This window comes from Bradyrhizobium sp. BLXBL-03 (assembly GCF_051853015.1).
Classification (GTDB): Bacteria; Pseudomonadota; Alphaproteobacteria; order Rhizobiales; family Xanthobacteraceae; genus Bradyrhizobium; species Bradyrhizobium manausense.
Map to the genome: position 1 here is coordinate 5,242,161 of NZ_CP182470.1, position 13,809 is coordinate 5,255,969.

17 protein-coding genes are annotated in these 13,809 nt (G+C 54.0%); 3 read left to right on the top strand and 14 right to left on the bottom strand.

The genetic code is table 11. The features are described from left to right. Positions 1-25: 25 nt before the first annotated feature. The 4 genes from ACNJX9_RS25285 to ACNJX9_RS25300 form a co-directional block, all read right to left on the bottom strand. On the bottom strand, positions 26-664 hold the full coding sequence (locus ACNJX9_RS25285) for a hypothetical protein (protein WP_439404728.1): 639 nt from the start codon (positions 662-664) through the stop codon (positions 26-28). After that, positions 661-1,071: a hypothetical protein gene (locus ACNJX9_RS25290; RefSeq protein ID WP_439404730.1), complete on the bottom strand. Its 411-nt coding sequence runs from the start codon at positions 1,069-1,071 to the stop codon at positions 661-663. The genes ACNJX9_RS25285 and ACNJX9_RS25290 overlap by 4 nt, the downstream gene beginning before the upstream one ends. Then, entirely contained in the window at positions 1,072-2,124 is a 1,053-nt protein-coding gene (locus ACNJX9_RS25295; protein ID WP_439404731.1) for a hypothetical protein, read from the bottom strand. Between the two features lie 376 nt (positions 2,125-2,500). After that, on the bottom strand, positions 2,501-4,651 hold the full coding sequence (locus tag ACNJX9_RS25300) for an AIPR family protein (protein ID WP_439404732.1): 2,151 nt from the start codon (positions 4,649-4,651) through the stop codon (positions 2,501-2,503). A 326-nt stretch (positions 4,652-4,977) separates the two neighbouring features. Here ACNJX9_RS25300 and ACNJX9_RS25305 point away from each other — a divergent pair, with 326 nt between their 5' ends. Then, complete coding sequence (locus tag ACNJX9_RS25305) at positions 4,978-5,163, top strand: hypothetical protein (protein WP_439404734.1); 186 nt, start codon at positions 4,978-4,980, stop codon at positions 5,161-5,163. 64 nt (positions 5,164-5,227) lie between these two features. Here the strand turns inward: ACNJX9_RS25305 and ACNJX9_RS25310 are convergent, their stop codons facing one another. Next, a complete protein-coding gene (locus tag ACNJX9_RS25310) occupies positions 5,228-5,599 on the bottom strand; it encodes a hypothetical protein (protein ID WP_439404735.1) in 372 nt (123 codons plus the stop codon). Between the two features lie 276 nt (positions 5,600-5,875). Beyond that, the gene (locus ACNJX9_RS25315; protein ID WP_439404736.1) at positions 5,876-6,139 is read right to left on the bottom strand and encodes a P27 family phage terminase small subunit; all 264 of its coding nucleotides are present in this window, start codon (positions 6,137-6,139) and stop codon (positions 5,876-5,878) included. A 471-nt stretch (positions 6,140-6,610) separates the two neighbouring features. Between ACNJX9_RS25315 and ACNJX9_RS25320 the strand changes: the two genes are divergently transcribed. Both ACNJX9_RS25320 and ACNJX9_RS25325 read left to right on the top strand, forming a co-directional pair. Further along, entirely contained in the window at positions 6,611-7,042 is a 432-nt protein-coding gene (locus ACNJX9_RS25320; RefSeq protein ID WP_439404737.1) for a hypothetical protein, read from the top strand. A 483-nt stretch (positions 7,043-7,525) separates the two neighbouring features. After that, positions 7,526-7,807, top strand: coding sequence for a hypothetical protein (locus ACNJX9_RS25325; RefSeq protein WP_439404739.1), 282 nt, complete (start codon positions 7,526-7,528; stop codon positions 7,805-7,807). Positions 7,808-7,915: 108 nt separating this feature from the next. Here ACNJX9_RS25325 and ACNJX9_RS25330 read toward each other — a convergent pair whose 3' ends face one another. The 8 genes from ACNJX9_RS25330 to ACNJX9_RS25365 all read right to left on the bottom strand — a co-directional run bounded on the left by ACNJX9_RS25330 (position 7,916) and on the right by ACNJX9_RS25365 (position 12,933). Continuing rightward, a complete protein-coding gene (locus ACNJX9_RS25330; protein ID WP_439404741.1) occupies positions 7,916-9,163 on the bottom strand; it encodes an AAA family ATPase in 1,248 nt (415 codons plus the stop codon). Between the two features lies 1 nt (position 9,164). Continuing rightward, positions 9,165-9,491, bottom strand: a complete 327-nt coding sequence (locus tag ACNJX9_RS25335; RefSeq protein ID WP_439404743.1) for a hypothetical protein — start codon at positions 9,489-9,491, stop codon at positions 9,165-9,167. A 60-nt stretch (positions 9,492-9,551) separates the two neighbouring features. Further along, a complete protein-coding gene (locus ACNJX9_RS25340) occupies positions 9,552-9,872 on the bottom strand; it encodes a hypothetical protein (protein WP_439404744.1) in 321 nt (106 codons plus the stop codon). A 27-nt stretch (positions 9,873-9,899) separates the two neighbouring features. Further along, entirely contained in the window at positions 9,900-10,436 is a 537-nt protein-coding gene (locus ACNJX9_RS25345) for an HK97 family phage prohead protease (RefSeq protein ID WP_439404746.1), read from the bottom strand. Positions 10,437-10,439: 3 nt separating this feature from the next. Further along, entirely contained in the window at positions 10,440-10,616 is a 177-nt protein-coding gene (locus ACNJX9_RS25350; protein WP_439404748.1) for a hypothetical protein, read from the bottom strand. Beyond that, the gene (locus ACNJX9_RS25355; RefSeq protein ID WP_439404750.1) at positions 10,616-11,185 is read right to left on the bottom strand and encodes a hypothetical protein; all 570 of its coding nucleotides are present in this window, start codon (positions 11,183-11,185) and stop codon (positions 10,616-10,618) included. The genes ACNJX9_RS25350 and ACNJX9_RS25355 overlap by 1 nt, the downstream gene beginning before the upstream one ends. Positions 11,186-11,200: 15 nt before the next feature. Next, positions 11,201-11,746: a hypothetical protein gene (locus tag ACNJX9_RS25360; protein WP_439404752.1), complete on the bottom strand. Its 546-nt coding sequence runs from the start codon at positions 11,744-11,746 to the stop codon at positions 11,201-11,203. A 278-nt stretch (positions 11,747-12,024) separates the two neighbouring features. Then, a complete protein-coding gene (locus ACNJX9_RS25365; RefSeq protein ID WP_439404754.1) occupies positions 12,025-12,933 on the bottom strand; it encodes a hypothetical protein in 909 nt (302 codons plus the stop codon). Between the last annotated feature and the right edge of the window lie 876 nt (positions 12,934-13,809).

A 13,809-nucleotide genomic window follows, 5' to 3' on the forward strand; every position in this document is an offset into this window, starting at 1 on the left:
TGCTATGAGAGTGGCGCCTTTAGTCTCAGGCTTTATCTTCGGGCTTGAAATACAAGTTGATTGGAGTGTGTCGCACTCGAAAGGGCAGACCAGAGCCTTTGTGAACGTGCTGCGAGTTTAAAATCAGCGGGTTCTTCACACACTGAGCAATCTCTACATCCGGCCTAGCTTCAGCTAGCCGGTCCTTCCACGTTTTCATCATGCCCAATAGATTGTGGCCGAAGAAGTAGATAATCATCCCACCTGCATCTTGACCCGGCAGCCCCGTCGAATAGCGCGTATCAAGTTGCTGGAACCCTTTCAGAAGCCAATCGTAGCCATCGTGAATCTTTGCTTCCCCGATCCAGAGGAAGCCGTCCTTAGCCTCGATTACGATATCGCAATGTCCGCCATACTGCGTGTCATGGCTTGCCTGAAATCCAAGAGCCTTCAGGTCGGTCACTATATCTATCGAAAGAGCGTCCTCGCCCCTTCCTTGCCGGTGTTGACGGGTCTTGGAATGCTCAAGCACTATCCAATCAATGGCACGATTGACTGCAGAAAGACGGTCGTCATGCGAAGCAGCAAACATCGACCGGAACCGAATCTGGTCTGGTTCAGAGTTGCCGAAGAGATTGTTGAGGTCGGCAAAAGATATGCGCGCGTCGTTTTCCATCGTCGTCATGCAGTCTTGAAATTTTCCGACGGCGCAAAGAATGGAAATATTTTTGACTCGAAGTCCTCAACCGGCTCCCCCGTTTCCGGGTGGATAAATTCGCCTGCACAGCGAGCAGAGTTGAGATATTCAAGGGTAATCTCATGCTCGGTGTGATCATCGTCAACCAGCATCGCATGCGCATCTAGTGCCGCAACCTTCGAGTTGACGAGAATCGTTATGGCATTGAGCAAATCAGAATCAACGCTTTCCTTCTTGGCAGCATGCCGGAGGCTGGTGAACGTCAGCAATTGAAGTTCACTTAGTGGCCGTTGTTCCATGTATTCAATAATAGCAAAGCAGATACTGATGGTTGGCTCATCGCCCCACCCTTTTGCAAGCTCCTCTTTGATTTTCATAATGCTCATTGTTTCCATTTAGTTCTTCGGAAGAAAATGCTCCATTCTGGACTTGACGTAGTCAAAGTCGTCGCGACCCATGCAATTCCTAATCACCGCATCGATTAACTCTGGCTGGGAAACTGCGGACGCACGACCACTGCTATGCAGACTCAGTTCCGGGATCGAAAATTTATCCTTCCCAATTTTTCGTCGCCAATGCACGCTAAGTCTATACGGCTCAATTGGCGTACTAAGGGCTGCCTTGCCGCCCTTGTGATACGTCTCTTCACGAAGGCAATGGGCTTTCCTTCGCATCTTCTCGTGTTTTGTAGATGCGGTCGTTGTTCCAAACGCTAGTTCAACCACCGTCCCCTCCTTCGCAGCGCGGTAGATCGCGTTAATCAAAGGAAACAGGTTCACTGGAACGCCTAAGTTATCTTCTGCATCGATCAGCTTGAAGAACGCAGAACGCACAGCAGCTTGAGCAGCTTCGCCAACGTCCCTATGCATACCCTGGGGATAGTCTATACGAATATCGATGACGTTGCCACTCGATGGTATCCACACAACGTCCATTGCTTGATGGCGGACGTGTTTGAGACCATAAACCTCTTCGTATTCATCGTAGAGGCCATCCCTCAAATCATTTGCATGCAATGGCTCCCGCGTAGTCACTATCCGCGCGGATGCCATCACGACTGCAGTTCCGAGTTCGGACCTCTCGACCGCGACAAGGGTCGGCTTGTTAGGCGCGTCGGCCAATGCAGCTTCGTTAAGATAGAGCGGATATACATCGCCAAAAACGCTGTCGGGAACGTCGAGGCGCTTTACCTTAGCGCGGATAGCGTCCACCTTGCTCGAAGCAATCTTATATACACGGACAAGCTTTTCGCCGCACATATGATGCTCAATTAGCGAGCTTGCGGCCACGTCCAGTTTTTCTGAGAAGTCAACATTCTCATCGGACAACGCAGCAATAGTCTTCTCCCACCCTTGGCGACGTGGTAATTCAGCTTCACCAAGAACGCGCTGCGCCACTGGCCATGGCATTCGCTTGCTCATAGTCCAGGCTATTTCAGACATTTCCATCGGCAGACCCCCAGCAGCCCATTTTGCTATATCACTTGGGCAACTGCAACTAGTGCAAAAGTCGATAAACAACCCAGTTATGCGCCCCCTGACGTGCGGGGGCAGCCAAAGCGCTGGCCGCCCCTCCCTTCTCGTTATAGCGCTCGCTGTTTCTTCGCTTGCGTGACTGTTTTTACGATTGTGCCCGGCAGCGAAGCCTTAAGGTCCGCAATCTGTTGCTGAACTCTCGTCAACCCGGCTTCGTCGGCGCCGCGTGCGTCAATCGTCAGTGGCCGCTGCTATTTGAAAGTATTGGCGCCGACCTTTAGTCGTGGCGGCCTGAACTCTTCGTTGGCAAGCTGCTGCCGACGAAGTTCCAACCTCCTAAGCCATCCCCCTACAACACTGCTGCTATTTGACTGAAGACACCTTTGCGCTCGTTGAAACCATCGGCCCAATCGCGGACCCACTCTGCTCGCTTGAACCGCTTGTCCAGCTCCAGTAGTTCATCAAGAAGCTGACGGCGCGTCTGAGGTGAGTAGATGTACTTGTTTTTGACAGGCGCATCATTGTAGCCACGCAACCAGCTGTTGTTTTCATACAACGCGCCAACGCAATGCTCAAACGCCGCAAAGAGAACTAGAATGATATCGTCCTTCTTAAAGTCTCTCTCCGAATAGCGCTTAACCAGCGGTTCATATTCTAAGTTTTCGAAGATCGCCAACATACTAGGTGTCTTCCGCAAATTTGCGCTTCGATCGTGAACGCGATCCCCGAGCGCTCGGAAGAGAGCAAAGCCGACGAACTCAACAAACAGGGTTAGCATGCCGCGGAGCATCTTCCCCTTCTGATAGCCAGGGTCTGCATCTAGTTCCCGATCTTGCTCGTCTCTACTTCGCCGCGCCAAATCCAGGTTTGCGATAGCTCGTTCCCTGTTCTGCTTCCTGCTTGGCGCTAGGTGATCTGCAACTTCACGAACTAGAGTCGCCAGTATCATTGCACTAGGATCTGGCGACTTCTCCTTCGCTTCATTGTACACGGACGTTTCTCGAGTCAGCTTAAAATCGTAATCGTATCCGTGCTTCGCGGTGCGCCTGAGAAAGATCAGTGAGTACAGATGGTCTTCGGCGAAGATTGAGCGTTTTTCATTGATTGCCTCCGTCGAAAAACCAATGAAGGCGAGCCAATTCTGCGCTATATCCGCGTTGTCTATTTTTTTGTAGCCGTTGGAACGCGTTTTAAAGTAGTCCGCCTTCTTGCCACCTAACGACTTCCAGCCGCGAGCATCGCTCGAAAATGCGCTCCACGCCCCTTCCTTGCGTTCGTAAAACCAACCCAACTCTGCAAATAGAGTCTCGAAGGCGCGTTGCTCAGGATCATTCGACCTGAGGTTTCTCGGCTTCATCGGGTTCTGATTGTTTGTCGCCTTGATCAGGTCTTCTATGTGTCGAACGGAGTCGGGCTGATGAAGCCGGCATAAGACCAAACAGTTCTGCTGAAAATCTAGTTGCTCTTCGTGCTTCAGCTTCTTGAATGCATCGTGCATCGACTTGACGGTTTGCAGCCCGTTCACCACGCCCGGCTTGCGAACCTCAAAAGCTGTTGGACGCTCTTTTGGTCCCTTAGGCGAATACCCGTCACAGATTACCGTAATTCCGTTATTGAGGTGCCGGAAGTCGCGCCGGCCCAACCGAGTCGAAACAGTATCTCGAATGGCTTTGTTAACCTTGGAAGCCTTTATCTCCGATCGTACGTTTGGTTCGAATATCTGGTACCCGAGCGAGTCGAATGCTTCCACGAAGTCGTACGCCTTCGCGTAGAAAATGGCCGTCTTGGAGTCTTTGATTACGTCGCCCTCGACGCGCAGCGTTATTTTGTCCTTTTTTACTCCGGCTCTATCTTTCCAATCATCGTTTCGCTGGCTCCACAGCTCTTCGAGCAGGTCGTCAATGAAGACTGGGATGACGGATACTTGAACGCTCACGCCTCCGTACTGAATTGACGAGTCCCGCAGCATCGCGAATTCTGTTTGAGCTTGAGAAGTGAACTTCTCGGCGAGAACGAGAAGCATCACCGAAATCGGAAATGGCGCGGCCTCCCGATCGTCTTTTTCGGCTATCCGTTTAAGAGATTGTCTGGAAATCTCGTTTTTCAACGCAACTAGCGCGCGGCCTACTTGTTTGTTGCAGTCCACGGGGATGTTGTCGAGATTACTTAGAACCTCTTTAATCCGACGAACATCATCAAGGTAACTCGGGCCAACTTGCAAACCGACGTCAATGCCGTTCGCATAGCTTACCGATTTCGACTGAAAGATGGTGCAACTGTCGCTTGAGATATCTAGGTAGTCAAACCCATAGTCCTTCGGACCGTCCGTCAAGTAACCATCCGCCACGTCATATCCGAGGATGCCTACACCTACCTGCAAAAATGCGGCCTCTGGCGTAAGTTGCTCTTCGTCCTGTTCGCGGCTTAAGACGCGCTCAAGCACCTTTACAAAGTTGGCGCGCTGAGAACTCGGAACTCCCTGCTTGCTGATCGCGTCCATTTTGCCCCTCTGTCCGACTCGAAATTGCGCCCAACGACCTTCCAGGAGTGAAGGTAGAGCTAGGCAGTCGAGTCAACCTAGCCGAAAGTAGAGCCCTTGACAGGCAACACGTTGGACCGCGAACATAAACCGGCGCCGCGTCCTACCAGGTCCCGACACGTGACATGCGTCGAATCGCCTGTCTGCAGTTCGGCTTCGGCTTTCTCGGCTGCTTGACCGTTCTCATGAGGAACGCGTCCTATGTGCTCGCTGGCGCCACTGGGCTTGCCGTTGACGCGGTGCCTCGACGTGCTACGACCCACGTTCCAAAGAATCAGGAACTCGTAATGGCTAAAAAAGCAAAGAAGCCCATCGGCCGACGTGACTACACACCAGGCGATCTTAAGATGTTGCGCGCCCATTCCAAGGCGAAGACGCCGGTAGCGAAGATCGCCAAACAGATGAAGCGCACTGAAGGTTCGCTTCGTCAGAAGGCAATCAAGCTCGGAATTGGACTCGGTCACCAGCGTTGAGGTGTCTCGGTCCGTTCTCTTGAGACTCGGAAAGTTCTACTTTTCCGAGTCGAACCAACCGATATTATCGCTTCGTGCGCGGATTTCGCCGCGCTGGCGTTGTCGTAGTGCTTTCAGCATTCGCGGATGCTAGCGCATCAACGCGTGCGCTGATTGAACCAAGTTGATCCGACAGGAGCTTGCGTTCACCGCTTTCTGCCGCCACTTTGTGCTGAAGGTCAGTCAGCTGAACTGCGACTTTTTGTTGGGTTGCCTGCAGATCTTGAAGGATTTTCTGAAGATCAGCCACCGCCGGCTTGCCCTGCTCGTCTTGATGCGACGCAATCTCTGTTCTTAACGTTTGTATTTCGCGGTTCACCCAAACAAAACCGCCCGCCGCGAGCACGACAACGAGCGCAAGTACCAGCCACGGTAAAACCTGCCGACGTTCTGTCATTACCACTCCTTAGATATGGCTCGGACGACCCAACGCTCAGAATCTGACATAGTTGCGACGGCTCATCCTTTTCCTATGATGTCGCTCGCCGCTTTGTGGGCAGGCTATATGGGCTAGTCCACACCATATTTTCATGGTCGCCGTACTGCTCCCATAGCGCGGATAGCTCGTCTCGCGATTTAAACTTGAAAAACCCGCACAGCTCGCCGCGAAGCCAAGCTTGGGCAGACGCTGATAGCGCTTGCCGCTTGTTCAAGTTGCGTTTACGGACGGGCATTAGCAGTTGGCCGGCAATGCGGGCGGCGCGGTCTTGCCATCGCCGGCAAGGTCGAGACCAAGTTCGCGGAAGAGACGGGCCACAGCGAGACGGTTATCGCGTTCAATCGCGACTTCTGGTCTCGCTCTGGGCGTCCCAAAGCGGTCGGTGTAGGTAAGGCCATGGGCCTTGATCGCCGCGCGTGCCTCCTCGACCCGATCGAGAGCTTCGCAAGCCTTGGTCAGCAGAATGACGTGGTGTTCGTCTAGGTCAAAGTCGCGCATGACATGCTTGAAGAATTCGCCCGACTCCTTTCGGAGATGTTTGGGCGCAGTACCGTTCGATTTCGTCATTAAATTTCTTTCTCTAAAAATCCTGATTCAACGCGGGACCCCCGCATACGAATTTTCTCATTGGCCGGTCAGAGCCCCAGAGCCGTTAAGAGTCGATGCCCCCTGCGCGCCACGGACTTTTCCTAAGTTAAAGGCCGACGTCGACCAACCCGCTCTCAGGACCGGCGATCCTTTTTCAGCGGCGACGCGCCTAAGCGCTGCCGTGATTGAGGGCTGAACTCTGATTTGCGGCTACGGCTGCTGCTGTGCACAAAAACCGATTTTCTGCTCGTCAGTCACATAGCGCGAGCTAGGCTTTCTTCAACTTTGAGATGTCGAAATCCCTTTACTGCCGTAAGTTTTACCTTATGATCGATGCTACTTAACCTCTTTGGACGTTCTTTTTAATTCAGGGAGCAAATTATGACTAACTCAGCCGATTTGTTAAATCCCAAGCCCCAGTGCTTCACTGTCATCGCGGGGTTTCAGAACGAGACGCCACAGAGCGCAGGCGTGACTATTCTTCAGATTGCTGCGGTCTTCCATTATGCAGATGGTACGCAGTATCCCGTCGGACCAGTCAACGTGAACATCGGATCCGGCGGAGACTACCCACTCATGAGCGATTGCACAGGTAAGTGTTGCACCTTGGTCGACGGCTCCGCTTTGGTGGAAGACTCCGTTGGTGATACGCAGGTTGTTACTGGCCAGGTGGCGGCCTCACCCGGCAAATGCTTAGTGATCGCGAACTTCCCTCTCGAGATTCAGACTTCGCTACCGGAAGCACAACTGAAGCAATATGTGGCGACGCGCGACGCCTCGCTCTTGTATAGGTTCAAGCCCGAAAGCCCGTAAGCACGACAGCTCGAACTGAGCTTGTGGAGCCGCCCTTTAAAACGACTAATGGGTCGTAAGATGTCGCTTCGTCCACTCAATCGTACTGTGGCCATCCAGTCATCATCGTTAGAGGGCTATCTAACTAGGGCGACTTGGACCTTAGATCCTAAATTGCAAGGTGAGGGACGGTCCATTAAGCGGTTTCATGCGACTTGGCTCGTTCCGCCTTCTCCAACGACTCAGTCCGGGCAGACCGTATTCCTGTTCTGTGCACTTGAGACCTCGGCATCTGCGGCAAGCAAGGCAATATTGCAGCCTGTCTTGGAATGGGCAGAGGACAGTCACGGAACGCCCGGCTGGGAGATTGCGTGCTACTATGTCTCTGGGTCCAGTCGCGATCTGCGAGTGCGCGTTAGAACGAAGCCAAAGCTTGTACAGGAGGGCGCTCTCATAACCGCCGACATAAGTCTTACAACGAAGGCCAATGGGATCTTTGGGTACATGACGCAGTTTGGCAAACCAGTCGATACCGGGCTCTACATAGAAACCGGGGACGAATTCGTTCAAGCCGGCGTCGCTTTGGAAGTGTATGGCGTCATGAAGCTCTCCGATCTGCCGAATGTACGCAAAACTCGCTTCGAGCATCTGCAGATCACTTTGGATGACGGCACGCGAGCTGCGCCACGTTGGGACATCGTCGATTCTGCCCCACAATACAACATAAGATCTGTTGCCATCACCAATGGTGGATATGAGGATGAAGTTGATATTCTCTACGGATAGAGATTTGTAATTTTTGCGGATATAACAACCCCGATTATTCCGATTACTCCGGTTATTCATTAGAGGAGTAATCAGAGTAACCAAAATAACCAGAGTTCTATAGAGCGGTTAGGCAGCCTTCCCGAATTGCGCCGGCACGGTGTAGAACCCGACACGGGGCTGTAGCACCTCGCCGTCTTTGACCATCTTGCGCAGCAAAACTCTTACGTTTTCAGCCTTCATTCCGGTCAGCTTGGCTATCGCCGCTGGCGTTTGTTCGTCGCCCGCCTCCTTAAGCGCGGCCACGATCTTGCGCCTTTCATCCGACTTGCGGACGTCGTCGGCGTTTCCGAGAATTGACCACCGGCCAGCGTCAAACCGCATGGCTGTCTCGATTTCCTCGATATCCCGTCCCCGGCCGTAGAGCGTCGTACCCTTCGAGTCTCGATTGAGCACCAACACCGCATCTGCGGCGCCGGTCACGCCATTTGTGCCGCTGATGGCCTCTAACGGATCTTCGGCTTCCATCTTTCGGGTATGGGTGACCAGCACTACGGCCAACCTATGTTCGCTGGCGTAGCGCTGCAGGGGCACCACGGCCGCATAGTCGGCCGCGTAGGCATCCTCCCCTTTCTTCCGGGGCGGCCGAACCTTCATGTAGACGTCCACCACAACTAGCCGGGGCCTTACGCACTCGGCCCGCCACTTGTCGAGTTCCGCGAATAGGCCGGTATCAATCCGTGGCGCGACCGTCCGAATGGTAAGCCGGTCCAAATTGATACCCAACAGCTTCCTTGTGGGGCACAGTGTCAATATGCGGTCTTTTACGCGGCGCCGGTTGTCTTCGAGCGCCAGGTACAGAACGTCGCCCTGCTCACAGTCTACCGCACCCATAGCCTTGCCACCGCTCGCAACAGCAATGCTGGCATCATACGCCCACCACGATTTACCCAGCTTCGGCTTGCCACCCAAGACGGTCAGGCCTTCGACCACATAACCGGGAATGACATATTCGAGCGGCGAAAACTCCATTCCGAGCAACGACTCCGCGTCAATGGAATCATCCTCGGCCTGATTGTCGTTGGCCGCTATTGGCGCGTAGCGTTGCCAGACATCAGCTAGAGTCGCATCACCAAATCGCCCTTCCGCGAACGAGCTATTGACGGCGCTCCAGTGAGATTGGTCGACCTTGTTATGGGCAAAAGAGAGTCTAAGAATGTTGGCGGTTCGATCATACGGCAACAGCCTGCCTGTGATTTGACCGAGCCTGCGGGCGGCGTCACACGCCACCAATACATTTGATCCTTTCCACTCACTGACAATCGATCTTGCCGCCTTCTCACCGACATCCCGGCGTGTCCTCTTTGCTTCGGACATATCAAGCAGCGGCCTTCGCGTGCTGCAGATACGAGACGAGCGTATTCACAAAATCATCAAAGGTCTTGATTGTGCGCTGATACCCTACGCGCCGGACGACAGTCCGCAACGTTGCGTGCCAGTACTCGTCGGCCCAAGAAAAATGCGGATCAAGCAAGCCTAACTGATAGTCTGTCATTGACTCCGCTTCGACCGAAAAGCGCTTTAGCAGTTCGACGGCTAGCGCATTGCGCGGGTCTTCCGAAAACTTGGATTGTAATGATGCGCGCCATGGAATGGCGTGGTTCAGCGCGTATTTTACTGACTTCTTAAGTTCAATCTCTCTCATAGTCTCTTTCTGAAATTGAAGGCGCCCCGGCTTACATCCGGCCAAGGCACCGCAGATTAGTTACGCAAGAATCCAAGCAACCTTTTCGCCGCCAGCGCGATCACCGAACACGTCTACTTGCGTGTTAGCTGGAAGAAATCGCCGCGTCCCGCTAGTCGCATCGGGGTTAGTGCCAATGGCGAAATAGATGTCAGCAGAGGAGAACAGCGAGAAGACGCACTCCCCCTCCAATGGAGTTTCCAGTGGGCTGACGTTTGACGTAGCACCGGGTGAGCCCATGGTTTGAGACCACACGGCACGGGCGAGTAGCGCTGAACCACCGTGTCCGCCGCCGTGAACGCCGGTAAAACCACAAACAATATGTACGCCTGAAAGAGCCATGTATATTCTTTCCTAAAATGAAATTGATTACGCGCGCACGGCGGCAGCAAGCTCGGCAAGCGCGCGCTTCAGCCGCGCGCCTTCGTCGTGAGACTTCACAGCGTCGACACGGGCAAGACCGTTCGAAGGGTCGCTAACAATCGACACTTCGAATAATTTCACAGCCTTGAGCGTTCGCCTTGCCGGGTGATTCTTGCCATGCATGATCCACGAAGTCGCGCGATAGCCAATCGACATACCGTTGAGCGCGCCCATTTTCATAAGTTCGTAGACGTCGGCGCCGCGTGCCGTCTTCGTGGCAATCTTGCCTTCGACGTGCAGGCCGGAGTCGTCTTCGTGCATCGAAGTCCAGCGCCCAACGGGCATAGCCCCCTCCATACCGTGTTGCCACAGTAGCGCGGGCAGTGTGTTGGTACGCTTAGCTTCCGCCAGCGTGTCATCGAATGCGCCCTTAGCTACAATGTCGCCGTGTGAATCGATATTTCCGAATACAGAAGCGTAACCGCTGAAGGTTCCTTTGTCGTCCCACTCTTTACACTCGAATGAGCGAGCGATTTTCTCCATGGCCTATTCCCCCAATTTACGAAGGGCAGAAACGAACTTGTCGGCGGCTTTATCGAATTCGGTTTCAGTATCAGTCACGCGAACAATTTCGTTGCCGACTGTTTTGTACTCGCCTTCGGGGAGTTTCGACCAGTCGAACGACTTTGTGTTGGCACTAGCTTTTTCGTAGTATTCGGACATCAGCGAAGCTCCTCCGGCAGTTTAATGTAGCCAAGGGACGCAGCCTGCCGCAGCAACTGCGCAATGTCGCTCGTGCGGTGCGCGGTTTCAGGAAAAATTCGGCTCGTATCGAGTCTGCGTGGCATGCCCCAGTGCCCGAATCCCCTCCCCGCTAATTTGCCTTCGACTTGCTCAGTTTTGCGCAACTCGGAATAAATGCCCAAGAGGTATTCGGAGATTTTGCGCTCCGATGGCTCAACCACCGGCAGCATCGCTTCCCGGACGCGCTGTTCCTCCCTAGCTTTGATTGCGTCGCGGATACCCCTGCGTACGCGTTGCACTTCCTTGGCATCAGCTAGTTCGTTCGCCACCTCCTCACGTTTTTCGGTAAGAGACTTGCGCGGCCCTCGCGGCATTTCACCACGTTGAATCCTGGCGGTATGCTGCGCGTCTTCTTCGTCTACGAAGTCGGGCGATGACATGCGACGCTGCTTTGCGGCGAGAGCATCCACCATATCGTCAGATTCTTGAACGCCGCGTTCAGCGTTGATGTATTCCGCCGACTCGGGGGGGAGGGAAATAGTCTTCATATAATTTTCCTTGAATTAAGCCGCCTGCAGCGCTTTCGCGCTCCAGCGGTCTTTGAACAAAATGGCACTTAAGTTGAACAGTGTGGCACCGCTAATCGACTGCGAGCGCCGGACACGAACATCCGGACTGGCTTTGCCGTAAACAACATCGAACGGACCTTCGTTCGATTGATATGTGATAGTCGCTCGCTGCATGTTGGTGTCGACGGCAATAACCGCTTTGTAGGCCAGCACGGCGAGCGGTAGGTCCTTGAGGTCAGGATGGAATGAATTGATGGCACGTACAATGACGTCACCTAGTTTCTGCCCGTGTCCGTCCTTCAGATTCCAAAGAGCCTTTGCGGACGACACACAGTCTCTGAATTCGGCGCCGGACAGAAGAGCGAGCAAGATCAGCACCAACTCTTTGGTGCCTAGCTTCGGCACATGCGCGCCACGACTGGATGGCCATTCGCGGGTTTCCACGAAACGACGTTTGAGTTGCTGTACGGTCGGCAGCGGCACGTTCGTTGCGTGCGCGACGCCTTCATAGATATCTCTTGCCGTAGCTTGAGCTTGCACGGCCTATTCCTTTTTACGTGTGTTGATCGGTTGGCGTTCACCGCATTCTCCAAATCGGAGAGAAGCGCAGCACGAATGCTGCGCCCCACCCGCCGTATGCGGTACTACGGCGGCGCGGCAGGGACTGCCCGCGTTAAATGTTCTGGAAAAAGGCCCGGCCGAAGCCGGGTTAAGTCTCGAAAGAATCGAAGCCGGGCTGAAAACTCAGCTTCTATTCTTATAGTAGCCCATCGCTATTACGTGGTGTCGACACAGAAAAAGCTTAGACATACCAATGACTAAGCGGCCACCTTGATAACCGGCCCGCGTGCTTGATTCCAATAAGAGGCGCACCTGCCGCCACTATTTGGCGGGTATGCAACGGCTGGCCAGTTCAGCGTACCTACCAACGGCCAACGGTCGTGCGGTCGCTCGCCCTTCTCTTCCAACCGATCTAGGCCGGCATAGAAGCGAGACAAGTTGCGAAGAGCGGCGCGAAGCATTCCCTTGCCGCATGCGCTAGCGCTGGCTCTGTCTGTAAATCCTTCAGTCTCGCCCACCATTCGTGCTGTCCAATTGCGCGCGATCACGGCGCGCAGCAATTCGAAGTCATCTCCAAGCACGTCGGCAGCGAGGTCGGTGACCTCGCGGGCATACAGAATCCGCAGAGCAGTCGGTGTATCATCCACGTTATCGACGACTCCGCATTCTGCGGGTGTGTCCGTATCTTCGAATTCAAGTTCATCGGACAGAGCCAATGCGTCATCGGTGTCGACAGAGGAAATGTCACCGGAGAAGCCCTCAAGGAAGGGCAACCTAAGCTCCCGCCAATCGTTCGCCTCCACAGGGTCACCATCTGCGATGGCCAGTTCTGTCTTTAAGCGTTGTGCAGCGAACCAATGTCGACGGTTCTCCATCTCGTTGATACCGAGTTCGCCGCGCTCGTACATCTCTTTCAGGTGATATCGTTCGAGCTTGGCTGGTACGTTGTCGTTTGCGGGCTTGGGACCACTGTCCAGCGCGCCAACAGGCGTACCGGTCTTCGCAGGTGCGTCCGGCCGTAGTGCGTAGTCGCGCCAGACGCGCTGGCCGGTCAACGCGACGACGTGTCCAAGGGCTTCGCTCCCTATGCTAGCTGACCGTCGTTGCCCGTCCTCAGCGGCAATGATCGGAGGCGATGTTCCAATTTCGTCAGTGATTGTCGTCATCCAGATTCTTTCGATCAATATGTTTGCGCCGCCTTGTCGACGGTCGCCTTATTCCGTTATTGCGCTCGCCCATCTATGTGCTATCTGTTCTTCATCGCTCCCCTCTTTCCCCTTCCGAAATTTGCGCGCACGAAACCGTCACCGCCCGGTTGGAGCGGTGCTGCGATTGCAGATGCGCGGTGTCATTCACGCATTGCCGCGTGTCTGGTCGTCTCCTTAGCTAAGCTGCGATTCTCGTTCTTCCCCCAAGCATAGGGCGGCTCGCCCTATGCTATCCTCAAAAACACTTTCGCCCCTGACGCCGGACGGCGAACAGAGGCGAAGGTGTTAGCTCGATGCTGAGCAGTCGTTTCATTAAATCCCTTTTAGCAGAAAACCGGACGATTTTCTACGTGTGACCAGAAATGCTCTCACGCGTTCCTACAGTTCTTATAGCCGATTTCAGCGCACTTTCGTAGGTGTATCGCGAAATTCTCTTTCGCGTAGTCTGTCCTTCTTATAGCTGAAATCGGAACGCTCGCTGTGCTGCGGGATTGGGTTCTTCTACGGCAGCCTAATGGTTGGTCCGTGGGGAGCCATAGGGTACGGGCTCATCGGGGCGATTATTGGTGTCCCGGCAGACTTTATCATCAACGTCAGTCGGCGGCTGTTCGGCTGAGCCGGTACGACGAAAATACTACGCGAAAATTTCAAGCGACAGGAAATCCCTATTTTTATAGTGCTTTTGGCTTGAGTCCGTCCAATCCATCGGAGCCACGGAAAAGAGATAGCTTTGCGATTTCAAAAACTTACACCCCACTCCAATCGGCTGGGCCATGAAAAGCGGGCATTCGCCGCTGACCATTTGAAGCGCGCATATCCTTTGCCTGACCGCAC

Bases quoted from the DNA above. Each gene is read 5' to 3' on its own strand.
- ACNJX9_RS25330 (WP_439404741.1), bottom strand. From the start codon at position 9,163: ATGTCCGAAGCAAAGAGGACACGCCGGGATGTCGGTGAGAAGGCGGCA.
- ACNJX9_RS25310 (WP_439404735.1), bottom strand. From the start codon at position 5,599: ATGACAGAACGTCGGCAGGTTTTACCGTGGCTGGTACTTGCGCTCGTT.
- ACNJX9_RS25350 (WP_439404748.1), bottom strand. From the start codon at position 10,616: ATGTCCGAATACTACGAAAAAGCTAGTGCCAACACAAAGTCGTTCGAC.
- ACNJX9_RS25315 (WP_439404736.1), bottom strand. From the start codon at position 6,139: ATGCGCGACTTTGACCTAGACGAACACCACGTCATTCTGCTGACCAAG.
- ACNJX9_RS25290 (WP_439404730.1), bottom strand. From the start codon at position 1,071: ATGGAAACAATGAGCATTATGAAAATCAAAGAGGAGCTTGCAAAAGGG.
- ACNJX9_RS25285 (WP_439404728.1), bottom strand. From the start codon at position 664: ATGACGACGATGGAAAACGACGCGCGCATATCTTTTGCCGACCTCAAC.
- ACNJX9_RS25325 (WP_439404739.1), top strand. From the start codon at position 7,526: ATGACGCAGTTTGGCAAACCAGTCGATACCGGGCTCTACATAGAAACC.
- ACNJX9_RS25355 (WP_439404750.1), bottom strand. From the start codon at position 11,185: ATGAAGACTATTTCCCTCCCCCCCGAGTCGGCGGAATACATCAACGCT.
- ACNJX9_RS25295 (WP_439404731.1), bottom strand. From the start codon at position 2,124: ATGGAAATGTCTGAAATAGCCTGGACTATGAGCAAGCGAATGCCATGG.
- ACNJX9_RS25365 (WP_439404754.1), bottom strand. From the start codon at position 12,933: ATGACGACAATCACTGACGAAATTGGAACATCGCCTCCGATCATTGCC.
- ACNJX9_RS25305 (WP_439404734.1), top strand. From the start codon at position 4,978: ATGGCTAAAAAAGCAAAGAAGCCCATCGGCCGACGTGACTACACACCA.
- ACNJX9_RS25300 (WP_439404732.1), bottom strand. From the start codon at position 4,651: ATGGACGCGATCAGCAAGCAGGGAGTTCCGAGTTCTCAGCGCGCCAAC.
- ACNJX9_RS25335 (WP_439404743.1), bottom strand. From the start codon at position 9,491: ATGAGAGAGATTGAACTTAAGAAGTCAGTAAAATACGCGCTGAACCAC.
- ACNJX9_RS25345 (WP_439404746.1), bottom strand. From the start codon at position 10,436: ATGGAGAAAATCGCTCGCTCATTCGAGTGTAAAGAGTGGGACGACAAA.
- ACNJX9_RS25320 (WP_439404737.1), top strand. From the start codon at position 6,611: ATGACTAACTCAGCCGATTTGTTAAATCCCAAGCCCCAGTGCTTCACT.
- ACNJX9_RS25340 (WP_439404744.1), bottom strand. From the start codon at position 9,872: ATGGCTCTTTCAGGCGTACATATTGTTTGTGGTTTTACCGGCGTTCAC.